This is a genomic window from Actinomyces capricornis, assembly GCF_019974135.1.
In the GTDB taxonomy this organism is placed as follows: Bacteria; Actinomycetota; Actinomycetes; order Actinomycetales; family Actinomycetaceae; genus Actinomyces; species Actinomyces capricornis.
Genome location: NZ_AP025017.1, coordinates 1,909,751 through 1,932,265 on the forward strand (window position 1 = coordinate 1,909,751; position 22,515 = coordinate 1,932,265).

The following is a 22,515-nucleotide window of genomic DNA, read 5'->3' on the forward strand; positions in this document are numbered from 1 at the left end:
GCCTCACGGGTGGGTCGTGTGCATCGCTGGTCGTAGGGCCAGTGCCATCGCGGGCCACTAGAGGGTAGACAGCCCGGTGCTCCAGGCTGATCCCGGTCCGCAGCTCCCCGACCCCGCGGGCCGAGGAGATGACGATGAGCACGATCCGACGGGCGGCGGTCCTGGTCCTGCTGCCTTTGCTGTCGCTGCTGGCGGCCTGCTCCAGTGCCCCTCCCGCCAGCGCGCCCCCGGTGGAGGCTCCCAGCGGGACCCATGAGTTGACGGCGCAGGATGTCAATGCGTGGCTGGATGGCCAGTTGCCTGATGCGCTGAAGAACGGCGGTGTTCCGGGGGCTGTGGTCAGTGTGGTCAAGGACGGCCAGGTGCTGACCACTCGGGGCTATGGCTGGGCGCAGACGGGCGTCGGTGGTGGTGATCCGGTGGCGGTGGATGCGGAGTCGACGCTGTTCCGGGTGGGGTCGATCTCGAAGATCCCGACCTCGATCGCGGTCATGCAGTTGGTGGAGCAGGGAAAGCTCGACTTGGATGAGGACATCAGTGCTTACCTGGACTTCGAGATCGAGCGGGGCTTCGATGAGCCCCTGACCTTGCGCCACCTGCTCACCCATACTGCGGGCTTCGAGGAGAAGGCCAAGGCCGTGATCGAGGCCGGCGGCGGCCCCTCGGACCTGGAGGCCGCGGTCAAGAAGGACCGGCCGGCGCAGGTCTTCGCCCCGGGGACCACCCCGGCGTACTCCAACTACGGGATGGCTCTGGCGGGCTACATCGTCCAGCGCGCCAGTGGGCAGCCCTTCGAGGACTATATGCGTGAGCATGTCCTGGAGCCGGCGGGCATGGGCTCCTCGACCTACGCCCAGCCCCTGCCCGCCGAGCTGGAGGACAGGATGGCCGGCGGTTACACCACTGCGGACCAGCCCGCTCAGCCCTTCGAGTCGGTCAATGCGCCGGCGGGGGCGCTGACCGCCTCGGCCCCGGACTTCTCGGCCTTCATGATCGCCCAGCTGGAGCGCTCCCCCGAGCTGCTCTCTGAGGCGGGCTGGGAGCAGATGTGGAGCCCGAACCCCGATCCCGAGGGGCTGGGCGACCTGGCCAAGGGCGACCGCATGGGCCTGGGCTACTGGATCTATGAGCGCAACGGTCACCGCATTGTCGAGCATGGCGGAGACACCGCCTTCTTCCACTCCGATTTTGAGATCTACCCCGAGGACGGCGTCGGCATCTTCATCGCCATGAACGGTGGCGGCACTGAGAATGCCAGTGGGACCATCCGCACCGATCTCATGGAGGGCTTCACCGACCGCTACTTCCCCGCCGAGCAGGACGCCGACCAGGCGGGCGCCGCCGGCCAGCAGGCGGATCCGGAGCAGTCGCGCGAGCGGGCCGCGCAGGTGGCCGGCAGCTACCAGGTGGCGCGTGGTTCCTTCACCACCTCCCTGGCGATCTTCGCCCCTCTCCAGACCGTGAGCGTCTCGGCCCGGGACAACGGCAACCTGGTGATCAGCGCTCAGGGGCAGACCCTGGAGTATGAGGAGATCGAGCCCTGGGTGTGGCAGCGGGTCGGGGGCTATGACCGCATTGCCGCCGACACCAGCGGGCCGGGCGTGCGCCTGTCATTCGTGGGGCCCCACACCCTCCTGCCTATTGGCGTGAGCACGCAGCTGCTCCTGCCTGTGCTGGCCGGTGGTGTGGTGCTCCTCGTCATCGTCCTGGTGTCCTGGCCGGTCGGTGCCGTGCTGAGGCGCAGGGCGATCCGTGGCGGCGGGCAGGCCTCTCCTGCGCTGCCCTGGGCGGGCCGGCTCGCCCGGATCGGGGGACTCATCGCCCTGCTGGTCACCCCCGGCTGGCTGGTGATATGGTCCTTGGCCTTCTCCAGCCTCGAGTTCTCCAGCGATCTGCTGCTCAGGGTCATGCAGATCCTCCAGTGGGTGGGCGTCCTGGCGATTGTCCCGGCGGCCTGGGACCTGTGGACGGCGCTGCGGGGCCGGGAGGGATGGCGGCGCATCACCGTCTCCGGCCTGCTTGTCCTGGGCCTGGTGGCACTGGCCTGGGTGGCCTGGTCCGCCAACCTGCTGACCTCCGGCACCCGCTACTAGGAGGAGGAGAGGGATGAGGACAGTGCCATGGGGCGGCAGCGCACCGGTGGCCCCGGCCGTCGTGCCCGCGAGCACCGCTCCGGTGATCTCCTCGCGCGGCCGGGCGGGCAGGCGGCGGATCACTACCGCCTCCCCGCTGCTGGCGGCCCTGCCGGCCTATGAGCAGGGACAATGACGCCATGACTCTCCTGGGCCGGTCCTCGCCGCTACGCAACGATGTCCTGCTGGCCCTCGGGATGGCCCTCGCCCAGGGGGCCGCGGTGATCCTGCTGGGGTCGGTCAGCGACCCCTTCCCGGCCTCCTTCATCCGCCTCGGGGCGGGACTACTGGCGGCTGAGGGGCTCGCCCTGGTGCTGTGGCGCTCCCGGCCCCTGGTGTGCCTTGCCCTGGTGTGGTCGATCGAGGTGCTCCTCGTGCTCATCCTGCCCCAGGGGTACGTCGTCCATGGCTATGGCCCCTCCGTGGTCGCCTTCGCCATCGGCATGCGCCTGCCCCTGCGCCCGGCGACGGCGCTCCTGAGCGCACTGGCGATCGTCGAGATGGCGGTCATGCAGTGGAGGAGCCCCGCCGACCCATGGCAGGGAGGCGCGGCCGTCCTCCTCGGCTCGCTGGGCGCCTACCTGCTGCCGATGCTCGGAGGCGCGGCCCTGGCCAGCAGCCGCAGGTATGACACCGCCCTGCGCGAGCTCGTCAGGCGGGAGCACGCCCGTCAGCTGGAGGTCGCCCTCATCCAGGAGCGGCGCCGCCTGGCCGGCGAGCTGCACGACGTCGCCGCCCACCACCTGGCCGGGATCGCCGTGCAGGCCTCCGCCATCGAGAGGCTCATCGGCCGTGACCCCGCCGCCGCCAGGTCCGCCGCGGCCCAACTGCGCGGGCAGGCCAAGGAGGCACTGGCGGGCCTGCGCTCCGTCGTCGGGCTGCTGCGGCGCGACCACGAGGACGGAGCCGCCCCGCCCGGCCTGGCGGACCTGCCGGCCCTCATCGAGTCCATCAGCGACGTCGGCGCCGATATCCGCATGCGCACCGATGCGCAGGGCCCGCCCCCGCGCCTGTCCCCGCAGGAGGGGGCCGCCGTCTACCGCGTCGCCCAGCAGGCCATCAGCAACGCCCTCCAGCACGCCCCGGGGGCCCGGATCCTCGTCGAGGTGCGCAGGGCCGGGGACCGCCTCATCCTGTGCGTGACCAACACCGCCGCGCAGCAGGAGCCCAGTGAGTCGGGCGGCGGGGGCACGGGGCTGGCGGTCATGCGCGAGCGCGCCGCCGCCGTCGGCGGTCAGCTGGAGGCCGGGCCGAGTCCGCAGGGCGGCTGGCGGGTACGGTTGGCCCTGCCCCTGGTCCAGGAGGAGGACGCATGATCACAGTGGTACTGGTCGACGACCAGGTGGTCGTGCGCGCCGGGTTCCGGGTCCTGCTGGAGGAGCACGGCGACATCACCGTGGTGGGGGAGGCCGGCGGGGGCCGCGAGGCGGTGCGCGTGGTGCGCCAGACCCGGCCCGACGTGGTGTGCATGGACCTGCGCATGCCCCAGGGCGATGGCCTGAGCGCCACCCGGACGATCGTTGCCGAGCGCCACGACGGCTCACCGGCCGTCCTGGTGGTCACCACCTTCGACATGGACGCCGACGTCTTCGGCGCCCTGGAGGCCGGGGCGGACGGCTTCATCCTCAAGGACTGCGAGCCCGAGGAGCTGGTGGGGGCCGTGCGCCGGCTCGCCCAGGGACAGGGGCTGGTCGACCACAGCGTCACCCGCCGGGTCATCGCCGAGTTCGCCCGCCGCCAGGCCCCGGTGGTCAACCACGGGCAGCTGGCCCTGCTCACCGAGCGTGAGCGGGAGGTGATGGAGCTGCTGGCCAGCGGCATGTCCAATGCGGAGATCGCCGCCGAGCTCGTGGTGGAGACCAGCACCGTCAAGTCCCACCTCACCAGGATCCTGCCCAAGATCGGGGCCCGCGACCGGGTCCAGGCCGTCGTGTGGGCCTTCCGCAACGGGCTGGCCTGAGGGCCGCCACCGGCCCTGCGCGCCGGCGGGACTGTCACATGAGCACGTAGGCGGCCAGCCAGCGGCGCATGGCGGAGAAGACCTGCTCGCGCACCGGCGGCTCGGACAGGGTCAGATCGTGCACCCCGCCGCGGAAGCGCGCCACCGTCACCAGGTCCCCCAGTTGGACCGAGCGGCGGGCCGTGGCATCGGCGTCGATGATCGTGTCGGCGTGGCGGGAGTCCGGCGAGCGCCCCACCCCCAGGCGGGTGCGCGCCGAACTCATCGACAGCACCGGGCAGCGGATATCCAGGCCCTGGGCCACGCGCGCGTGCCCGGCCAGGATCGCCTGCAGCCAGCCGGGGCGGATGGGGGCCGAGGGCTTGAGCGACCAGGCCCGGTTGATCTCCCAGCCGGTGACATAGGGGTCGCCCTCCCAGGAGGGGTCCGGCAGCTCGCCGTCGAGCTCGGGATCCCAGCCGTCGGTGATGGAGAAGGACTTGGCCGGGTCGATCATGCCGCTGAGCAGGGCCATGCGCGGGTCGCGCAGCGCCAGGGTCCGGATGACCGGCTCGCCCACGGTGCGCAGCAGGTCCGAGCCGTGCATCTCCAGCCAGGCGGAGTTGAGCACCAGGGCGCTCAGGGCCCCGGGGTGGCGGTCGGCCCACAGACAGGCGATGAGCCCGCCGGTGGAGTGGCCCGAGAGCACCAGGTCGGCCTCCCAGTCCTGCTCGGCGCGGATGACCCCCAGGGCCAGCCCCAGGTCCTCGTCGTACTCGGCCAGGGAGGTGCACCACCCGTGCAGTTGGCCCTCGCGCCACGAGCGCCCGTAGCGGCGCAGGTCCAGGGCGTAGAAGGCGCCCCCGATCCGGGAGATCTCACGGGCCAGGTGGGTTTGGAAGAAGTAGTCGTTCCAGCCGTGGACGTAGAGGTAGATGAAGGTCGGGCTCGACGGCGTGCCGGGGATGGCCTGCGGGTCCAGGGCCGGCAGGTGGCGCACGAGGGTGGCCACGGCGCCGTCGTCCTCATCGTCGGGCAGCAGCTCCAGGGTGCGGGCCTGGAAGCCCGGGCCCAGGATGTCGGGCCCCCAGGCCCCCACCGGCGCGTGCTCCGTGGCCTGCTGGGGCGGTGGCGGAGGCGTGGAGGTGCGGGGCTGCGAAGGGCTGCTGGAGTCGGGCACGCCACCATTGTGGCCACTGCGCTGCGGCACCGCTCCCGGCTTCGCCCTCAGCGCTGAGAGGCCCCGCGCGTATCCGCCCCTGACGCCGCGGATCCGACCTTGAGGACGCACATCCGCTCCCTGCGGGCCTGCCGATCTGCTTTCTGGTGCTCCGATCCGCGAGTAGGACGGAGGCGTTGAGACCTCCTCAGCCGTCGCGGTGAAAAACGGACCAGGGCACCTTCTGCGGCAACTTCCACAGTCATCCTGGAGTGAGGATCGCTTTTCTTTAGTCGCGCACAGTCTGTTCGCGTGATGGATCCCGTTGGGGCCTGCGGTGTCCCTCGTTACGTACTGGTGGGTGACGGCACGATCGTTCGAACGGCGGGGCCGGAGGCGACTTCGGGGATCTGAGTGATGACTGTGCCGACGACGTGGCGGTAGTTGTTGAGTTGTTCGGCAGTGAAATCTCCCGTGGCGTTGTTGATGGTGAGGCGAACGGTGAGGAGGTGGCCATCCGGATAGAGCCATGATATGTATGCTCCATTGTTGACCTCCCACGTCCATCCGCTTCCCTCTTGGCCCTCAAAAGTAATCGCTGTGAGGGACTCGGAAAATACATTCGGAATGTCTTGAAAATCAACAGGGCCATCAAATCCCGGGTTGTCAGGGAGTGTAGTGCTTGGCTGGTAAGTGAACTCAAAAAAACCGAATTCATCCGTTTTGCTGGAATGCATAGTGCAATCATAGTAATAGCCTGAGCGGCCATAGACCCTTTCCGAGGCGGATGAGTGCGTATACCTGTAGGTCACTGTTAAGAACCCGAGGGTCTCGGTGAGCGCCTCGTTGGGAAGGACTCCGCACAGCACTTCATCGGTGAGGGGCGCTGGGGGCGTGGGTGTGCCACTAGGGTTAATGCTTCCGGATAACGCGCAACCTGCTAGAGTGAGCACTAGGAGGCTTGTGCTCACTTGCGTAAGTCTGTCGACCAACAGTCTTCCCATGAAATTCGCCTACTTATCAACGTGGATGGAAGTCGTAGAACTCCAGTCTCGATCTCTAAGTAACGCCCAACGCTTTTCGCTTTCCTCTCCAGGTGTCCACCGCTCTTTGGTAAGGTTTCTTTGAGCTGCCTCAGGATTAATCTGCCATTGCACTGAAGGCCTCAACCAGAGGGTTGTGCACTTTATAGTTTCCGTTTAACCAGGTATCAACGCTCTTTGTGGGATTATTTTGATGTTCGTGATCTTCGAGCTGATCCGCGAGGCGTACTAGAAAAGACGCTATCATTTCGAGGCAATGGAGCGTGCACTATCGTTGCTGTGGCGTGAGTCGCATTCTTTGATGTGGGTGTGGAGCTCCACTGCGATTCGGGCTTCCGCCGTCTCGTCACGCCCCGGCCAGGAAGTCGCGCAGGATCGCGTCCATCTGGTCGGCCTCGATGAGGAAGCCGTCATGGCCGTGCAGGGAGGAGATCGTCGCCCGGCGCGCCCCCGCGATCCCCCGCTCCAGCTCCTCGGCCTGGGCGGGCAGGAAGAGCCGGTCGGAGTCCACATCCACCACCAGGGTGCGCGCGCTCACCCGCCCCAGGGCCGCCTCGATCCCGCCGCGTCCCGTGCCCACGTCGTGGACCATCATCGAATGGGTGACGATGAGGTAGGTGTTGGCATCGAAGCGCGCCAGCAGCTTGCCCGCGTGGTAGTCCAGGTAGGACTCCACCTGGTAGCGGCCACCCACCGCCGGGTCCTCCGCCCCCTGGTGGCGGCGCCCGAAGCGCTCATCGAGCTCGGCGGCCGAGCGGTAGGTCGTATGCGCCAGGGCCCGGGCCAGGCCCAGCCCCCGCACCGGCCCCACCGGGTGGGAGTAGTAGTCGCCGTCGAAGAAGAAGGGGTCGGCCACGATCGCCAGCTCCTGGAGGTGGCACCAGGCGAGCTGGTCCGCCGTCGTCGAGGCGCCCGTGGCCACCAGTGCCAGGTTGCGCACCCGGTGCGGGTGGGTCACCGCCCACTCGATGGCCCGGTGCCCGCCCAGGGAGGCGCCGATGACCAGGTGGAAGGTCTCGATCCCCAGGGCGTCGGCCAGGCGGGCCTCGGCCTCCACCGCGTCGCGGGTGGTCAGCCACGGGAAGCGCGAGCCCCACGGGCGCCCATCGGGCCCCAGGGAGGAGGGTCCCGTCGAGCCCTGGCAGCCGCCCAGGATATTGGCGGCCACCACGTAGTAGCGCTCGGTGTCGATGGCCCGCCCCGGCCCCACCAGGTCCGACCACCAGCCCGGCGTTGGGTGCCCCGGGCCGGCCTCGCCGGTGACATGGGAGTCCCCCGTCAGGGCGTGCAGCACCAGCACTGCGTTATCGCGCGCCGCGCTCAACTCCCCCCAGGTCTCGAAGGCCAGGACCGTCTCGGGCAGCACCTCCCCGGACTCCAGAGGCAGGTCGCCGATCTCCAGGAAGCGGCGGTGACCGGGCTCCTCCCCGGGCCGCCACGCCCCGGTGGGGGAGCCCGCCTTGCGGTCCACCAGCTTGGAGGCGGCAGTGCCCACACCGTAGGCCTGCGCCACCGGGGCTCCAGGCGGCCCGGGGTGGGCGGGCTCAGCAGTGCTGGGAGTGCTCACCGCCCGCCTCCCGCCTCGGATCCCTGCGGGCCGGTGGCCGTGCCGGTGACGGCGGCGGCCGCGGCCAGGGCCTGATCCAGGTCGGCCAGGAGGTCCTCGATGTGCTCGATGCCCACGCTCAGGCGCACCGTGCCGGCGGTGATGCCGGCGGCGGCCAGGCCCGCGTCGTCGAGCTGGGAGTGGGTGGTGGTGGCCGGGTGGACGGCCAGGGATCGCACATCGCCGATATTGGCCAGGTGGGAGAACAGCCCCAGGGCGTTGATGAAGGCCGCCCCCGCCTCGCGTCCTCCGGGCAGGTCGAAGGCCAGGACCGCCCCTGCCCCGCGCGGGCAGTACTTGCGGTGCAACTCGTAGTAGGGGCTGGAGGCCAGCCCCGAGTAGCGCACCCCGGCCACATCCGGCCGCGCCTCCAGCCAGGAGGCCACGGCCAGGGCGTTGTCCACGTGGCGCTCCATGCGCAGGGAGAGGGTCTCGATGCCCTGGGCGATGAGGAAGGCCGAGTGCGGGGCCAGGGGCAGGCCCAGGTCGCGCTGCCCCTCGGCGCGGGCCTTGAGGATGAAGGCGAGGTTGGCGCCCAGGGCTCCGCCCACCCCCAGGTCCCGGGCGTAGACCAGGCCGTGGTAGGACTCGTCGGGGGTGTTGAAGCCGGGGAAGCGCTCGGGGCTCGCGGCGAAGTCGAAGTTGCCGGCATCCACGATCACCCCGGCCACCGAGGAGCCGTGACCGCCCAGGAACTTAGTGGCCGAGGCCACCACGATATCCGCGCCCCACTCGAAGGGGCGGGTCAGGAAGGGCGAGGCCACCGTGTTGTCCACCACCAGGGGGATGCCCTCGGCGTGGGCCGCGCCCGCCACCGCCTCGATGTCCAGGATGTCGCCGCGCGGGTTGGGGATGGTCTCCCCGAAGAAGGCGATGGTGCGCTCATCGGCCAGCGCCGCCCAGGCCCGCGGGTCGGAGGGGTCCTCCACGAAGCGGGTCTCGATGCCGAAGCGGGGCAGGGAGTGGGCGAGCAGGTTCGTGGTGCCCCCGTACAGGGAGGGGGAGGACACGATATTGGTGCCCGCCGACCCCAGGGTCAGGAAGGCCAGGGTCTGGGCGCCCTGGCCCGAGGCGGTCAGCAGCGCCCCCACGCCGCCCTCCAGAGCGGCGATCCGGTTCTCCACGATCTCGTTGGTGGGGTTGTTCAGGCGGGTGTAGATGGGCCCGAGCTCGGCCAGGGAGAAGCGGGCGGCTGCCTGCTCGGCGGAATCGAAGACGAAGGAGGTGGTCTGGTAGATGGGGATGGCCCGGGCGCGGGCGGTATCCGCCCTGGGGTCGTGGCCGGCCTGGACCTGCTTGGTCTCGAAGCGCCAGCCCCGGGGGCTGGTGGGGGAGGGGGCCTGGGTGGCGGTGGGCGTGGGCTGGGTGGTCATCGTGTGCTCCTTAGGTCCGTGGTGACCAGGGGCGGACGACGGCGGTGCGGGGCACGGCCCCCGCCTTGCGTTGGGCGGGGTGCGGGCTGGTGCGGCGTGTCCTGGCGCTTCCTCGATCCGCGGTCACCGGTGTGGGTGAGATGGGGGGACGCGCACGTGGGCATGCTGCGGCGTGCGCGTCAGCTGCGCATTCGCATGCGGTGGGGCTGCGGGGGCTCCGAGGCCCTCGGGCCGGACACGTTCCAAGGCATGCCCGAACTGTAGCGGCCACTCGGCTCCGGGGGGCAAGTCGGGGCGCGGGGCGTCCGTCAGGCGGACACCCCGCAGCCCGGGGGCGGTGGCTCGGAAGGACGGCTGGGGAGCGCCTGGGGTGCACCTGTGTGGGATGTCACGTGGGTCACGTCACGGTATCGACGACGGCGAAGGCCGGAATGGCGCCGATAGGCCTGAAATCACAGTGATGTAAGTGGCGGATGTGAAGAATGTGAACAGTGTTCCCAAGGTGAACTGAGGCGACTAATGTGGCGTGGGAGCACACGGAGAGGCACCTCGGTGCCGCCTCCACCGATCAGCCGGGCGCCCACCGCCGACCGCCGCATCCCGATGTGCCGGAGGGCCGGCGGTGGCCGCACGAACGCTGACCGGCCGACCGTGACCGAAGATGACCGACCCTGACCGACGGAGACCCCAGTGACCCCCTCGTTCCAGAACCGATGGAGGCGCGGCACCATCGCCACCGCCGTCCTGGCGCTGGCCTGCCTCGTCATACCCGCGGCCCATGCTGATCCCGTCACCCAGGACGACGTCGATCGGGCCAAGGAGGCCGAGGCCTCGACCAGCGCCTCCATCGGCGAGCTGGAGGCCCAGCTCGCCCAGCTGAACGTCAACCTCGAGACCGCCCAGCGCAACGCCCAGATCGCCAACGAGGACTACCTCATGGCCGTCCAGGAGCTGGCCACCGCCTCCTCCGAGGCGCAGACCGCGCAGGACAGCGCCGACTCGGCGGCCCAGGAGACCCAGACGGCCCGCGCCGACCTGGGTGCCGTCGTCGTCCAGACCTACCAGGAGGGCGGCAACGCGATCACCGCCCTGACCCCCTACGTCACCGCCACCTCCATCTCCGAGCTCGCCGACGCCGAGGTCGCCCGGGCCCGCATGGGGGAGCGCACCAATGCCAAGGTCCAGGACGTCGAGGCGCTCCAGGCCGTGGCCGAGACCATGCAGGGGATCGCCGACGAGAAGGTCGAGACCAAGCAGACCGCCGCCACCGAGGCCGAGACCGCCAAGGCCACTGCCGCCAGCGCCGCCACCACCGCCCAGGCCGAGGTCACCCAGGCCCAGACCCAGCGCGATGCCCTGGTGACCAGGCTCGCCGAGCAGCGGGGCACCACCGTCGAGCTGGAGAGGCAGCACCAGGACCAGCTCGAGGCCGAGCGCAAGGCTCGCGAGGAGGCTGCGGCCAAGGCCGCCGCCGAGGAGGCCGCCAGGACCGCGGCCGCCCAGCAGGCGCCCCAGGAGCCCGCCCCCCGGGCCACCGAGGACCAGCCCGCCACCGAGGCGCCCGAGCCCCCGGCGCAGGAGCCGCAGGACGAGCAGCCCGCGCCGGCCCCCGCCGCCGAGGAGGAGGCCGGGGAGCCTGAGGAGGCCGAGGAGGCCCCGGCCCCCGCGCCGGCCCCCGCCGTTGAGGAGGAGGCCGAGGAGCCCGCGCCCGCGCCGGCCGCCTCGGGCGATGCCGCCGCCACCGCCATCTCCGCAGCCATGAGCTACATCGGCACCCCCTACGTGTGGGGAGGCGAGTCGGCCGCGGGCCTGGACTGTTCGGGCCTGACGATGATGGCCTACCAGGCCGCAGGCGTCTCCCTGACCCACTCCTCCCGGGTGCAGTACGGCCAGGGCCAGCATGTTCCGCTCTCCAGTGCGCAGCCCGGCGACCTGGTCTTCTGGTCCTCCGACGGCACCCAGTCGGGCATCTACCACGTGGCCATCTACCTGGGCGACGGGCAGATGATCGAGGCGCCGACCTTCGGCTTCACCGTCACCGTGACCTCCATGCGCTACTCCGGCGCCATGCCCACGGCCGTGCGCCCCTACTGAGCCCGGCAGGCCCGCCGAGCCCGACCGAGCCCAGCTGAGCCTCTGCGGTGGCACCGCCCGCGCCGGGCAGGGGAGCACCGGAGGGCAGTTGGGCTTCGGGGCACGGAGCGAGGAATCGGCTGGGGCCGGGACATCACCTCACATGATGTCCCGGCCCCAGCCGATTCGGTGTCGCAGACTCCGGGCGACTCAGTGCCCGCCGTGGGCCAGGTTCTCGGCCTCGCGCTCGTAGGAGCGGCGGATCTCCTCCTCGGCCTCCTCGCGCCCCACCCAGTGGGCGCCCTCCACGGACTTGCCCGGCTCCAGATCCTTGTAGACCTCGAAGAAGTGCTGGATCTCCAGGCGGTGGAACTCCGAGACGTCCTCGATATCCGTGCGCCAGGAGGCCCGCTGGTCCGCACTGGGCACGCACAGGACCTTGTCGTCCCCGCCCTTCTCATCGCGCATGCGGAACATGCCCAGGGCGCGGCAGCGGATGACGCAGCCGGGGAAGGTGGGCTCCTCCAGCAGGACCAGCGCGTCGAGCGGATCGCCATCCTCACCCAGGGTGCCGTCGATGAAGCCGTAGTCATCGGGGTAGCGCGTTGAGGTGAAGAGCATCCTGTCCAAGCGGATCCGTCCGGTCTCGTGGTCGATCTCGTACTTGTTGCGGTTGCCCTTGGGGATCTCGATCGTGACGTCGAACTCCACGTGGAGCCTCCTTCGCTTGTCATAGCAGTCCGTATGAGGCCGATCAACCGGCGTCGGGTTCGGCGTCGAGTCCGGCGGGTCGGGCGGCAATGGCACTAGTGTGGCCTACGAGGGCGTTGGAGGTGGGAAACTACGGACCGCGGCGCCCGACCCGCCCCAAGCGGTGGGACCCGGTGCCGCCGTCCGGCGTCGCCCAGTGCCGTCCCCGGTACCGGCACCAGCCTACCGGGCATCCCTACCGGCCGCCCGGTGGTCGGCACCGGCACCGGGACGGCCCCGACCGTCAGCCTCCACTCTCGTCTTCAGCCTGTATCCACCCCGTCAACCCGCCAGTAAATGAGGACCCATGCGCAAGGCCCAGATCGCCTCCCTGACCGCGGCGAGCCTCCTCGTCGCGGGCGGCTACTATGGCCTGGCCGATGCACTCGACCTCGTGCCCGGACCCGTGACCGCGGCCCCGATGGACATCGCCGCCCAGCCCTACCCCACGATCTCCGCCCCCGACGCCGCCATCGCCCAGGCCTCGGGACTCGACCCCCAGGCCCCGATCCCCTCCAGCGCCGCCCTGAGCGCGATGGTCTCGGAACTGGCCGCCGACAAGGCCCTGGAGGGGGGCTCGGTCAGCGCCTCCATCATCGATGTGGCCACAGGCCAGGAGCTCGTCAACCACTCGGGCACCACTGGTGTGACCCCGGCCTCCTCCAACAAGCTGCTGGTGGCCCAGGCCTCCCTGTCCCTCCTGGGGGCCGACCACACCCTGACCACGAGCACCGTCCTGGAGGGCCAGAACCTGACCCTCGTGGGCGGGGGCGACGTCCTCCTGGCCGAGGACGCGGGCGACCCCACTGCCACGGCCGGCCGGGCGGGCCTGGGCGACCTGGCCCGCCTCAGCGCCCAGGCCCTCAAGGACAAGGGCGTCACCAGCGTCTCGGTGCGCCTGGACGACACCCTGTTCACCGGCCCCACCTGGAATGACGGCTGGGAGGCCGGCAACGAGGCCTGGGTGGCCAAGATCCAGCCGATCATGGTGGACGTCTCGGTCCACCACAATCACGGGACCTACCCCGAGGACCCCGCCCTGGAGGCCGCCCAGGTCTTCCGTGAGCACCTGGCCGCCGAGGGCATCACCGTCTCGGGGGACATCACCCGCGCCGCCGCCCCCGACTCGGCCGCCGAGCTGGCCTCGGTTCACTCCGCGCCGCTGGAGGACATCCTGGCTCTGTCGCTGAAGACCTCCGACAACACCATCACCGAGGTCGAGGGCCGGCTGGTGGCCGTCGCGGCGGGGCAGAGCGCCGACTTCCAGGGCGCCGCCCGCGCCGTGCTCGACCAGCTGGGCAAGGACGGCCTGGACACCACCGGGGTCACCCTCCTGGACTCCTCGGGCCTGGCCAAGGGCAACAAGGTCCCCTCCCGGCTCCTGGCGCAGATCCTGGCCAGGGCCGCGGGCCCCGACGGCGGCACCTCCGGCCGCGCCCTCATCTCGGCCCTGCCGGTGGGCGCCCTGGACGGGACCCTGCACGACCGCTTCCACGGCAGCGATGCCGCCGGGACGGTGAGGGCCAAGACCGGGACGCTGGAGCAGTCGGTCTCCCTGTCCGGGGTGGTGACCACCGCCGACGGGCGCCTGCTGGCCTTCGCCGTCCTGCTGGACGGATTCCCGGCCGAGAACGCGGGCAGCGCCAAGCTGGTCCTGGACAACCTTCTCATCACCCCCCTGGCCGCCTGCGGCTGCCAGGGCTGAGGAGGGGCCGGGATGACAGGCGGCACCCCGACCCGACGGCCCGGCCGGCGCGGGGCAGGCGGGCCGGTCCCGCAGGCCCCCGTCCCCAGTGCCCCCGAGACCGGGGGGCTCGGCACCGGTGCCGGTAGCGCTGCCGCTTCCGGCACCGCGGCGGGCCTCATCGACTGGCCGACGGTGGACCGTCTCTCGGCGCTCGTGCCCCCGGGCCCCGTGGTCTCCCGTTCCTCGCGTGCCGGCGTCGTGGCGGTCCTGCGGCGCTCGGCCCAGGAGTCCCCGGCCTGGATCGCCGAGATCACCGGCCTGCGCCGGGCCGCGGGGCTGGTGGCCGCGGGCACCGATGTGCGCGTGGTCGACCGCCGGGGCCTCATCCGCGCCTCGGCGGCGGGCCTGCGCGCGCTCATGGAGGCTGTGCCGGCCCCGCCGGTGGGCCCCGGCCTGCGGCGGGCGGGCGCTGTGGAGGTCGCCGGGGCGCTGGGACTGATCTCCACGCGCCTGCTCGGGCAGGTGCTGCCCACCGACCCCGCGGCGGCCCCGCCCCCCGTGGCCGGTGGGGCCCAGGAGGGCGCCCCCACGGCCCGCCTGCTCCTGGTGGCCCCCAATGTGCTGCAGATGCGGCGCCGCCTGGACCTGGACCTGCTCGACCTGCCCGCCTGGGTGAGCCTCCACGAGACCACCCACGCCGTCCAGCTCGCGGCGGCCCCCTGGCTCATGGACTACCTCACCAGCCGCATGCGCGCCGTCATCGCCGCAGTGGTCGGCGCCATCCACGGCCCGGGCAGTGGCGGCGGGCCCTCCGGGAGCCGGTGGCTGCGCGGGGCCCATGCCGGGGCGGTCCTGGCGGGCAGGGGCCCGTCGCTGGAGGAGCTGGTGGGGCGCCGCGATCGCCGGGCCCTGACGGAGCTGTCCTGCGCCCTGACCCTCCTGGAGGGTCACGCCGAGACGGTGCTGGACGCGGTGGGCCCCAAGCGCCTGCCCTCGGTGCACCGCCTGCGCGCGGTGCTCTCGCGAGCCCGAGGCGATGCCATCGGGGTGGGGCCGGGCCCGGGCTCCGGCTCGATCCTGCACCGCCTGGTGAGCCTGGACGCCAAGGAGGCCCAGTACGCCGACGGCGCCGCCTTCGTGCGCGCCGTCGTCACCCGGGTGGGGCATGAGGGGCTCAACCGGGTGTGGGCCTCGCCCCGGTGCCTGCCCACCCCGGCCGAGATCGCCCGGCCCGACCTGTGGATCGAGCGCATGGGCTGAGCCGGGACCGCTGAGCCGGGGCCTGGGACCCGCGGCGTGCGGTGCTCGGGACCTGGGCGCCGGGTGAGTAGGATATGAGGTACCAATGATCGTTATTGGAACGAGCACTGAGCTCATCTGAAGCCAAGGCTGAGCCTGAGGTTCTTGTCGGCGGGTCGTTCGCTGATGGCGTTCCCCGGGTCGTTCCCGGGGAGCATGGGGACCTCGGTCCCGATATCTTCCCGTAATTCGGCGGATCAATGGCGCATCGTGATATCCCGCACGCGATGCGGAGGGGGGCCTCGACGCGCCGGGGGATCCGAGGGGCTCGGGGGGGGGCGGCATGTGGCAGGCTGTGGGTCCTCGGGCAATGATGAGTCGGTCGGAAATGCTCCGGGAATTCGGTGGGAGCGCAAGGAGATAGGTGGCAATGATGAATGCGACAGACATGGGTGGGGATCTTCAGCAGGTCCTCATCACCCAAGAGCAGATCGAGAGGCGACTCGATGAGATGGCCGCCCAGATCGACGCCGATTACGAGGGGCGCGATCTGCTTCTGGTTGGAGTGCTCAAGGGCGCCGTCTACGTCATGGCCGACCTCTCGCGCCGCCTGCGGCGCTCGGTGCCCATGGACTGGATGGCCGTGTCCTCCTACGGCTCGGGCACCAAGTCCTCCGGTGTGGTGCGGATCCTCAAGGATCTGGACGCCGACATCACGGGACGTGACGTACTTATCGTCGAGGACATCATCGACTCGGGGCTGACCCTGTCCTGGCTCATGGGCAACCTCGGCTCCAGGGGCGCCAACTCCGTTGAAACTGCAACCCTCCTGCGCAAGCCCGAGGCCGTGAGGGTCGAGGTGGATGTCAAGTATGTGGGCTTCGACATCCCCACCGAGTTCGTCGTGGGCTACGGCCTGGATTATGCCGAGAATTACCGCAATCTCCCCTTCATTGGGACCTTGAGCCCATCGGTCTACGAGAGCTGAGGGTGGTCCCCGGATCAACTTGCCATGCGTCGGCATCACGGTATGGTCACGTCTCGCCAACCGATCTCGACGCCAGGAGTTGACCACCCATGGCAGTTTCTACACCGCACATTCGACGCGTAGCGGCGATGGCAGGCGCCGCCCTGCTCGCCGTGTCTCTGACCGCCCCCGCGGCGGCGGCCGGCACCGCAGGCGCGATCCCCGCGTCACAGACATCGACCTCCTCGCAGTTCAACACGCTCGCCGAGCTGCAGCAGGCCAGGGGGCTGTCTGGAACCGTGCGGACTGCCGGGGACGAGTACCCCGGGGACGGTGCGGGCATGACCTACACCGTCACCTCCACCCGCCCCACCGACGAGACGGCGAACGTGGCCATGCCCCTGGCCGATGGCCAGTGGGCGGTGCCGCAGGGCTTCGCCTCGGGGCCGAGCACCCAGTCCAGCTCCGCTGCCACGGAGGACCTCATCAATCGCGGGCAGACCTTCGTCGACGCCGGCACCCAGCTGCAGTGGGACGCCAGTCGTCCCACCCCGCTGACCGGCAAGGTCATCCACTCCGTCAACTCCGCCCCCTACGCCGTGACCTGCTCCTCCTTCGTGGGGATGGCGCTCATGGGGTGGACGTACGACTCGACCACCTACGTGGCCGACCAGAACAGCAAGGTGGGCTACGGGGTGGACTTCGGCCCTGACGCCATCGGCTCGCCCATGTGGCAGGCCAACAACCTCGCCAGCTGGTTCTACGCCAACGGCGACCTGTGGCTGGACACCGACGGCCAGTACCAGCGCGGCGACGTCCTGTTCTTCTCCAGCCACAACCCGACCGTGACCCCCGGCACCGCCGAGGGCGCCCGCTCCACCTTCGGCAACGTCTACCACGTGGCCATCTACCTCGGGGACGGCATGCTCATGCACTCCACCGGCCGGGCCGCCGGCCAGGGCGTGCACGTGTCCAAGATGGGCACCTCCCTGGAGGCCGACCTGAGTTTCGTGGCCCGCCCCAACCTGGGCGGGACCTCCAGCCAGGGCGCCTCCTCCAACGGCGCCGCCCCGGCCTCCACCGACCAGGCCGGCCAGGGCCAGCAGGGTGCCGGCCAGCCCGGCGCTCCCCAGGGCGCGACCGAGGCCGAGACCCAGGTCCAGGGCGCCGCACCCTCCGAGGGCGCCGACGCCGGTCAGGCGGCCGACGGCGGCCAGTCCAGTGCCTCCCAGGCCGAGCAGGGCCAACAGGGCTCTGACCAGGCAGGCCAGGGTCAGCAGGGCTCCGGTCAGGGCGGCCAGTCCTCGGAGCAGGCCTCCGCCGGCACCGGTGCGGCCGCCCCGGGAGCCTCCCAGGGGCCCCTGCCCGACGCGGCCCCGACGCCCCAGGACTCCGCCGTGGCCGTCATCGCCGCCAGCGACGTCGAGGGCGACGTCCCCCACTCCCCGCAGCCGCAGGCCGCCGCGCCGAAGCAGGGCCAGGACGAGGGCCAGCAGTTGCCCATGACCGGGGCCTCCATCGCCGGCGCTGTGATCGCCACCCTGCTGGTGGCCACGGGTGCCGCCGTCATCCTGGCCCGCCGCGTGGGCGCCCGCCGTGCCGCGGTGAGCGTGTCCTCGACCGTCGGCCGCTGGCGGCGCTGAGCCGCTGGCCGGGAGGCCGGCATTCGGGACCGCGGCCTGATGGTCTGAGAGGCTGCGGGACCCGGACCGCTGATCGATAGTCGCCTGCGGGGTGCGAGAACCGGACTCGGTTCTCGCACCCCGCAGGCGCATTGTGCGCGGCAGGCCCCTTCGCGGCCCGAGCCGGCCCCACTCCGATCCCGGGCCGATCCCGGGCCGACGGCGTCGAGGGCGTTTCGGCACTGTTGCCTGCAACGCCGGGCGCGAACGTGAGCAAGCGCAATAGGGACTGGAGGGCCGACATCGGCTAACGTCTGAGAGTCGGACACGTGAAGGGATCCACCACAGATGAGTGACTCGGGCCAGAAGCCTGGCCGTAGGAGCCAGAACAGGGCGGACAAGAGGGACGCCAAGAACGGCCGTGACAGGAAGCGCCGCGGCACCCTGGGCAACCCCCTGCTGTGGGTGGCGCCCATCATCCTCGTGGTGCTCCTGGCCGGCAGCCTCCTATGGTCCATGGGCGGCTACCGCAGCATCGACACCTCCGACGGCATCGCCCTGCTGCGCGACAAGGCCGACACCATCGAATCCGTCACTGTGGTGGATGGCACTCAGCGCGTCGAGCTCGACCTGACCGAGCCCTACGTCCAGAAGCCCAAGAAGGAGGGCGAGTCCGAGGAGAAGCTGGGGGACAAGGTCCAGTTCACCTTCACCGACGCCCAGGCCGAGCAGGTCGACCGCCTGGTGCAGGCCGCCAGTCCCTCGGCGGGCTTCAACTCCGTGGTGCCGACCACCTCCTGGTGGTCCAACCTCCTCCAGCTGCTGCTGCCCGTGGTCATTTTCCTGGGCTTCATGTGGTGGATCTTCTCGCGCATGAGCGGGGGGCGCGGGGGCGCCATGGGCTTCGGCAAGTCCAAGGCCAAGATCGGCTCCAAGGAGATGCCCGACGTCACCTTCGACGACGTCGCCGGTGAGGATGAGGCCGTCGAGGAGCTGGAGGAGATCCGCGAGTTCCTCTCCGAGCCGGAGAAGTTCCGCGCCGTGGGCGCCAAGATCCCCAAGGGCGTCCTGCTCTACGGGCCGCCCGGAACCGGTAAGACCCTCCTGGCCAAGGCCGTCGCCGGCGAGGCCGGGGTGCCCTTCTTCTCCATGGCGGCCTCGGAGTTCGTCGAGATGTTCGTGGGTGTGGGTGCCTCGCGCGTGCGCGACCTGTTCGAGCAGGCCAAGGAGAACTCCCCGGCCATCATCTTCGTTGACGAGATCGACGCCGTGGGGCGCCACCGCGGCAGCGGCACCGGCGGCGGCCACGACGAGCGCGAGCAGACCCTCAACCAGCTCCTGGTGGAGATGGACGGCTTCGACGCCAACACCAATGTCATCCTCATCGCCGCTACCAACCGGCCCGACGTCCTGGACCCCGCCCTGCTGCGCCCGGGCCGCTTCGACCGGCAGGTCAGCGTCGAGGCCCCCGACATGGCCGGGCGCGCCGCCATCCTCAAGGTCCACGCCAAGGGCAAGCCCCTGACCCGCGACGTCGACCTGGACCTGGTGGCCAAGCGCACCCCCGGCTTCACCGGTGCCGACCTGGCCAATGTGCTCAACGAGGCCGCGCTGCTCACGGCCCGCTCCAACGCCCAGCTCATCGACAACCGGGCCCTGGATGAGGCCATCGACCGCGTCATCGCCGGGCCCCAGAAGCGCACCCGGGTGATGAACGACCACGAGAAGCGGGTGACGGCCTACCACGAGGCGGGCCACGCCCTGTGCGCCGCCGCCGGCCGCTACTCCGACCCCGTCACCAAGGTCACCATCCTGCCGCGCGGCCGCGCCCTGGGCTACACCCAGGTGATGCCCCAGGACGACAAGTACTCGGTGACCCGCAACGAGCTGCTCGACCAACTGGTCTACGCCATGGGCGGTCGGGCCGCCGAGGAGATCATCTTCCGCGACCCCACCACCGGGGCCTCCAACGACATCGAGAAGGCCACCTCCACGGCCCGCAAGATGGTCACCGACTACGGCATGACCTCGGCGGTGGGCGCCGTCAAGCTGGGCACCACCGAGAACGAGACCGTCCTGGGGCTCAGCGCCACCAGCCGCGACTTCTCCGAGCAGGTGGCCGCCACCGTCGACGCCGAGGTGCGCGCCCTGCTGGATGCCGCCCACCGGGAGGCCTGGGAGATCCTCACCCGCAACCGGGCGGTCCTCGATGACCTGGCCGGCCAGCTCCTGGAGCGCGAGACCCTGCTGGAGAAGGACCTGGAGGAGATCTTCGCCCCGGTCATCAAGCAGGCCGAGCGGCCCCTGTGGCGCAGTGATGAGAGCCTGGAGGTCCTCGAGGTCGCGCCGGCCACCGTTGTGCCCACTGAGTCCACCGAGCCCACTGACGGGCGGATCCACTGAGGGGCGAGCCGCAGCACCCATGGTGGGCGAGGCTCGCGGGCACAGGGCAGACGAGCCGGCGCCCCCACGGGCCCGGCCGGAGCAGGCAGGAGGGCGGAGATGAGTTATGACGCCGAGGGGGTGCGCCGCGCGGTGCGCGACCTGCTCATCGCCATCGGCGAGGATCCCGAGCGCGACGGGCTGCGCGAGACCCCCGAGCGGATGGCGCGCGCCTATGCCGAGATGTTCGCCGGGCTCGGGGAGGACCCGGCCGCCCACCTGGACCGGGTCTTCGACGTCGGGCACGAGGAGATGGTCCTGGTGCGCGACATCCCCCTGTACTCGGTGTGCGAGCACCACCTCCTGCCCTTCCACGGGGTGGCCCACGTGGGCTACATCCCCGGGGAGGACGGGCGGGTGACGGGCCTGTCCAAGCTGGCGCGCCTGGTGGAGGGCTATGCACGCCGCCCCCAGGTCCAGGAGCGCCTGACCGCCCAGATCGCCGATGCGATGGTGGAGCGCCTGGGCTGCCGGGGGGTGCTGGCGGTGGTGGAGGCCGAGCACCTGTGCATGTCCATGCGCGGGGTGCGCAAGCCCGGCTCCAACACGATCACCTCGGCGGTACGCGGCATCATGCGCTCCGCCGCCACCCGCTCGGAGGCTATGAGCCTCATCCTGGGCGGCCGCCACTGAGCCGGTACTGAGCCGATCCCCATGCTCTGTTGCGACAGTGGCCGTGTTGGCGGTTGGCGGGCCGCCTGGCACAGACGTGTGGCACAGATTGCGCGTCACTTGGCGGATTCGACGTCGTTTGGCGGAATCGGCGTCGCCTACAAGTGTGGCCTTTTCCGCCAAGTGACACCCATTCCGCCAAGTGACGCTCTTCTTGGTACGCCAGTGGCCCGCCAGCGCCGTGCTCGCCGTGCCGGCCGGGGTCACCGGGAGTGCAGGGCCGGGCTGCACATCTTCACCGGGCTGGTGTCAACCGGAGCCGCGGAATCAAGCCGATGGCCGCGCACGCCCCTGCCCGCAGGGTGACGAAGATGTGCCACAGGTCAGTGCCAGGCACCGCCAAGGCGCACACCGCAGCCACTTTTACAGCACGCCCGGCGGCGCCCGCTGGTGCTGGGCCGCTCGGGAGGTAGAGGTAGAGGGAACTTTATCTACTTTATTCGGCTTTATCTGGAGCTCGTAAAGTTCGTTGCCGTCGGTAGCTGCCACGCGCTCGGAGGCCATGAGCCTCATCCTTGGCGGCCGGCACTGAGGGGGACGGAGAGGACCACGGTGAAGCGGTCCGGTCCGTGGGCGACGTCGAAGCTGCCGCCCAGAGTCTCCACTCGGCGCCTGGCCCCCTCCAACCCCAGGCCCGAGGAGGTGCCGGGCGCCGGCGGGCCGGCGGTGTCTTCCAGCGGTGCCACCGCATTGGTGGCCATCGCCTCCAAGCTCCGGCCATCAGCGTCGAGAACGAGGCGCGCGGGCCCGGGCGCCGCGTACTTCGCCATGTTGCCCACCAGTTCGCCCAAGACGCGCGTGAGCTGCTGGCGCACCCCGGGGCCGACCAGCGGGGTCTCGAGCAGCTCCAGGCCCTCGGCCTCAAGGGCGATGCCGCGCCCGGCCATGACGGCCCGGGCCTCGGCCAGCGCCTCGGACAGTGGCCGCGGCGCGGAGGAGGCCAGAACATCCAGGCCCGCGCCGCCCCGGGCCTGACTCATCGAGCGCAGGCTGAATCGCAGCTGCTCCACGGAGGTGCGCACCGAGGCCGTCATGGAGGCCAGCGCGGGAGACAGCGCTGTCTCCTCGGGGTGGGCCAGGCGGGCCTGCTCGGCCAGCATGACCGCATGGCTCAGATCGCGCACCACCGTGTCGTGCAGCTCGGAGACCACCAGGAGGCGCTGGCGCTCCAGGTCCGCCTGGTGGCGCTCGGCGGCGGCCTCGGCCAGGCGGCGCGGCTGGCGGATGAGCTCGGCCACCACCAGGCAGGCCGCGCCCAGGAGTCCGATGTAGAGGTAGGTCTCGGAGAAGGGTGCCACATAGCCGTCGGGGTAGGCCGGCTTCGGGTAGAAGTGGAAAGCGGCGTAGGCCATGGCTGCACCGCTCACCGCCACCCCGTAGGCCGGAAGGCGCTGGAAGCCCCGGCTGACCAGCACCGAGGCGCACAGCCACGGCGCGATATCGGGCATGGGGGTGGTGTTCACCGGGGTGTCGAGGCACACCGCCGCCAGGCACAGGGCGGCTGCGCCCAGGGGCCACACCGAGAGCACGGCCAGGCCCCCGCCGGCGGCCAGGATCACCGCGGTGCTGCGGGTGCTCTGGGGGTAGCGGGCGGCGAGCGAGGCCAGGGTGAGCAGGCCCGAGCAGGCCGCGCACAGCAGATGCGTGCGGCCCCTGGGCGCCCAGGTGGACAGGCCGCTGCGGGCCAGGGCCCGGGCCATTACCCGCGCGGCGGAGCGCTGCGCCCCGGTCCCGCCCGGGGTCGCGATCCTTGCCTTGGCCTGCATCAGAGCCCTCCGCCTGCCTCTCACTGCCTGTCACCACAGCGCCGC

At 71.0% G+C, this 22,515-nt stretch carries 17 protein-coding genes; 11 read left to right on the forward strand and 6 right to left on the reverse strand.

Annotated features, from left to right (window positions below; genetic code table 11):
- Positions 1 to 134: 134 nt before the first annotated feature.
- Genes MANAM107_RS07685 through MANAM107_RS07700 form a run of 4 tightly spaced genes read left to right on the forward strand, consistent with a single transcriptional unit; the run spans position 135 to position 4,092 of the window.
- Positions 135 to 2,093 carry a serine hydrolase domain-containing protein gene (locus MANAM107_RS07685; protein ID WP_223907010.1) on the forward strand — a complete coding sequence of 653 codons (1,959 nt, stop codon included), beginning with the start codon at positions 135 to 137 and terminating at the stop codon, positions 2,091 to 2,093.
- Positions 2,094 to 2,106: 13 nt separating this feature from the next.
- Positions 2,107 to 2,268, forward strand: coding sequence for a hypothetical protein (locus MANAM107_RS07690; RefSeq protein ID WP_223907013.1), 162 nt, complete (start codon positions 2,107 to 2,109; stop codon positions 2,266 to 2,268).
- 4 nt (positions 2,269 to 2,272) lie between these two features.
- Positions 2,273 to 3,448, forward strand: coding sequence for a sensor histidine kinase (locus MANAM107_RS07695; protein WP_223907016.1), 1,176 nt, complete (start codon positions 2,273 to 2,275; stop codon positions 3,446 to 3,448).
- Positions 3,445 to 4,092: a response regulator gene (locus MANAM107_RS07700; protein ID WP_223907020.1), complete on the forward strand. Its 648-nt coding sequence runs from the start codon at positions 3,445 to 3,447 to the stop codon at positions 4,090 to 4,092. The genes MANAM107_RS07695 and MANAM107_RS07700 overlap by 4 nt, the downstream gene beginning before the upstream one ends.
- 34 nt (positions 4,093 to 4,126) lie before the next feature.
- On the opposite strand, the gene MANAM107_RS07705 is transcribed toward MANAM107_RS07700, so the two are convergent.
- The 4 genes from MANAM107_RS07705 to MANAM107_RS07720 all read right to left on the reverse strand — a co-directional run bounded on the left by MANAM107_RS07705 (position 4,127) and on the right by MANAM107_RS07720 (position 9,252).
- Positions 4,127 to 5,170: an alpha/beta hydrolase gene (locus tag MANAM107_RS07705; protein ID WP_179900457.1), complete on the reverse strand. Its 1,044-nt coding sequence runs from the start codon at positions 5,168 to 5,170 to the stop codon at positions 4,127 to 4,129.
- A 407-nt stretch (positions 5,171 to 5,577) separates the two neighbouring features.
- Entirely contained in the window at positions 5,578 to 5,967 is a 390-nt protein-coding gene (locus MANAM107_RS07710) for a hypothetical protein (protein ID WP_223907023.1), read from the reverse strand.
- Positions 5,968 to 6,619: 652 nt separating this feature from the next.
- On the reverse strand, positions 6,620 to 7,786 hold the full coding sequence (gene metX, locus MANAM107_RS07715) for a homoserine O-acetyltransferase MetX (protein WP_223912972.1): 1,167 nt from the start codon (positions 7,784 to 7,786) through the stop codon (positions 6,620 to 6,622).
- Between the two features lie 50 nt (positions 7,787 to 7,836).
- The gene (locus MANAM107_RS07720; protein ID WP_223907026.1) at positions 7,837 to 9,252 is read right to left on the reverse strand and encodes an O-acetylhomoserine aminocarboxypropyltransferase/cysteine synthase family protein; all 1,416 of its coding nucleotides are present in this window, start codon (positions 9,250 to 9,252) and stop codon (positions 7,837 to 7,839) included.
- A gap of 690 nt (positions 9,253 to 9,942) precedes the next feature.
- On the opposite strand from MANAM107_RS07720, the gene MANAM107_RS07725 reads away from it, so the two are divergent.
- Complete coding sequence (locus MANAM107_RS07725; RefSeq protein WP_223907030.1) at positions 9,943 to 11,346, forward strand: C40 family peptidase; 1,404 nt, start codon at positions 9,943 to 9,945, stop codon at positions 11,344 to 11,346.
- A 189-nt stretch (positions 11,347 to 11,535) separates the two neighbouring features.
- On the opposite strand, the gene MANAM107_RS07730 is transcribed toward MANAM107_RS07725, so the two are convergent.
- Entirely contained in the window at positions 11,536 to 12,036 is a 501-nt protein-coding gene (locus tag MANAM107_RS07730; protein WP_179901576.1) for an inorganic diphosphatase, read from the reverse strand.
- A 346-nt stretch (positions 12,037 to 12,382) separates the two neighbouring features.
- On the opposite strand from MANAM107_RS07730, the gene dacB reads away from it, so the two are divergent.
- From dacB to folE, 6 genes are all read left to right on the forward strand, one after another.
- Complete coding sequence (gene dacB, locus MANAM107_RS07735; protein ID WP_223907033.1) at positions 12,383 to 13,780, forward strand: D-alanyl-D-alanine carboxypeptidase/D-alanyl-D-alanine endopeptidase; 1,398 nt, start codon at positions 12,383 to 12,385, stop codon at positions 13,778 to 13,780.
- A gap of 12 nt (positions 13,781 to 13,792) precedes the next feature.
- A complete protein-coding gene (locus MANAM107_RS07740) occupies positions 13,793 to 15,022 on the forward strand; it encodes an Rv3626c family coenzyme F420 biosynthesis-associated protein (RefSeq protein ID WP_223907037.1) in 1,230 nt (409 codons plus the stop codon).
- Between the two features lie 412 nt (positions 15,023 to 15,434).
- On the forward strand, positions 15,435 to 15,989 hold the full coding sequence (gene hpt / locus MANAM107_RS07745; RefSeq protein WP_223912977.1) for a hypoxanthine phosphoribosyltransferase: 555 nt from the start codon (positions 15,435 to 15,437) through the stop codon (positions 15,987 to 15,989).
- A gap of 128 nt (positions 15,990 to 16,117) precedes the next feature.
- On the forward strand, positions 16,118 to 17,611 hold the full coding sequence (locus MANAM107_RS07750) for an NlpC/P60 family protein (protein WP_223913209.1): 1,494 nt from the start codon (positions 16,118 to 16,120) through the stop codon (positions 17,609 to 17,611).
- Between the two features lie 327 nt (positions 17,612 to 17,938).
- Positions 17,939 to 19,993, forward strand: coding sequence for an ATP-dependent zinc metalloprotease FtsH (ftsH, locus tag MANAM107_RS07755; protein ID WP_223907041.1), 2,055 nt, complete (start codon positions 17,939 to 17,941; stop codon positions 19,991 to 19,993).
- Positions 19,994 to 20,092: 99 nt separating this feature from the next.
- Positions 20,093 to 20,665 carry a GTP cyclohydrolase I FolE gene (gene folE, locus MANAM107_RS07760; protein WP_179900758.1) on the forward strand — a complete coding sequence of 191 codons (573 nt, stop codon included), beginning with the start codon at positions 20,093 to 20,095 and terminating at the stop codon, positions 20,663 to 20,665.
- Positions 20,666 to 21,213: 548 nt separating this feature from the next.
- Here the strand turns inward: folE and MANAM107_RS07765 are convergent.
- Entirely contained in the window at positions 21,214 to 22,470 is a 1,257-nt protein-coding gene (locus tag MANAM107_RS07765; protein ID WP_223907044.1) for a sensor histidine kinase, read from the reverse strand.
- Between the last annotated feature and the right edge of the window lie 45 nt (positions 22,471 to 22,515).

Coding starts and splice junctions, on each gene's coding strand:
- MANAM107_RS07685 (WP_223907010.1), top strand. CDS start 135: ATGAGCACGATCCGACGGGCGGCGGTCCTGGTCCTGCTGCCTTTGCTG.
- MANAM107_RS07690 (WP_223907013.1), top strand. CDS start 2,107: ATGAGGACAGTGCCATGGGGCGGCAGCGCACCGGTGGCCCCGGCCGTC.
- MANAM107_RS07695 (WP_223907016.1), top strand. CDS start 2,273: ATGACTCTCCTGGGCCGGTCCTCGCCGCTACGCAACGATGTCCTGCTG.
- MANAM107_RS07700 (WP_223907020.1), top strand. CDS start 3,445: ATGATCACAGTGGTACTGGTCGACGACCAGGTGGTCGTGCGCGCCGGG.
- MANAM107_RS07710 (WP_223907023.1), bottom strand. CDS start 5,967: ATGCATTCCAGCAAAACGGATGAATTCGGTTTTTTTGAGTTCACTTAC.
- MANAM107_RS07720 (WP_223907026.1), bottom strand. CDS start 9,252: ATGACCACCCAGCCCACGCCCACCGCCACCCAGGCCCCCTCCCCCACC.
- dacB (WP_223907033.1), top strand. CDS start 12,383: ATGCGCAAGGCCCAGATCGCCTCCCTGACCGCGGCGAGCCTCCTCGTC.
- MANAM107_RS07740 (WP_223907037.1), top strand. CDS start 13,793: ATGACAGGCGGCACCCCGACCCGACGGCCCGGCCGGCGCGGGGCAGGC.
- hpt (WP_223912977.1), top strand. CDS start 15,435: ATGAATGCGACAGACATGGGTGGGGATCTTCAGCAGGTCCTCATCACC.
- MANAM107_RS07750 (WP_223913209.1), top strand. CDS start 16,118: ATGGCAGGCGCCGCCCTGCTCGCCGTGTCTCTGACCGCCCCCGCGGCG.
- ftsH (WP_223907041.1), top strand. CDS start 17,939: ATGAGTGACTCGGGCCAGAAGCCTGGCCGTAGGAGCCAGAACAGGGCG.
- folE (WP_179900758.1), top strand. CDS start 20,093: ATGAGTTATGACGCCGAGGGGGTGCGCCGCGCGGTGCGCGACCTGCTC.
- MANAM107_RS07765 (WP_223907044.1), bottom strand. CDS start 22,470: ATGCAGGCCAAGGCAAGGATCGCGACCCCGGGCGGGACCGGGGCGCAG.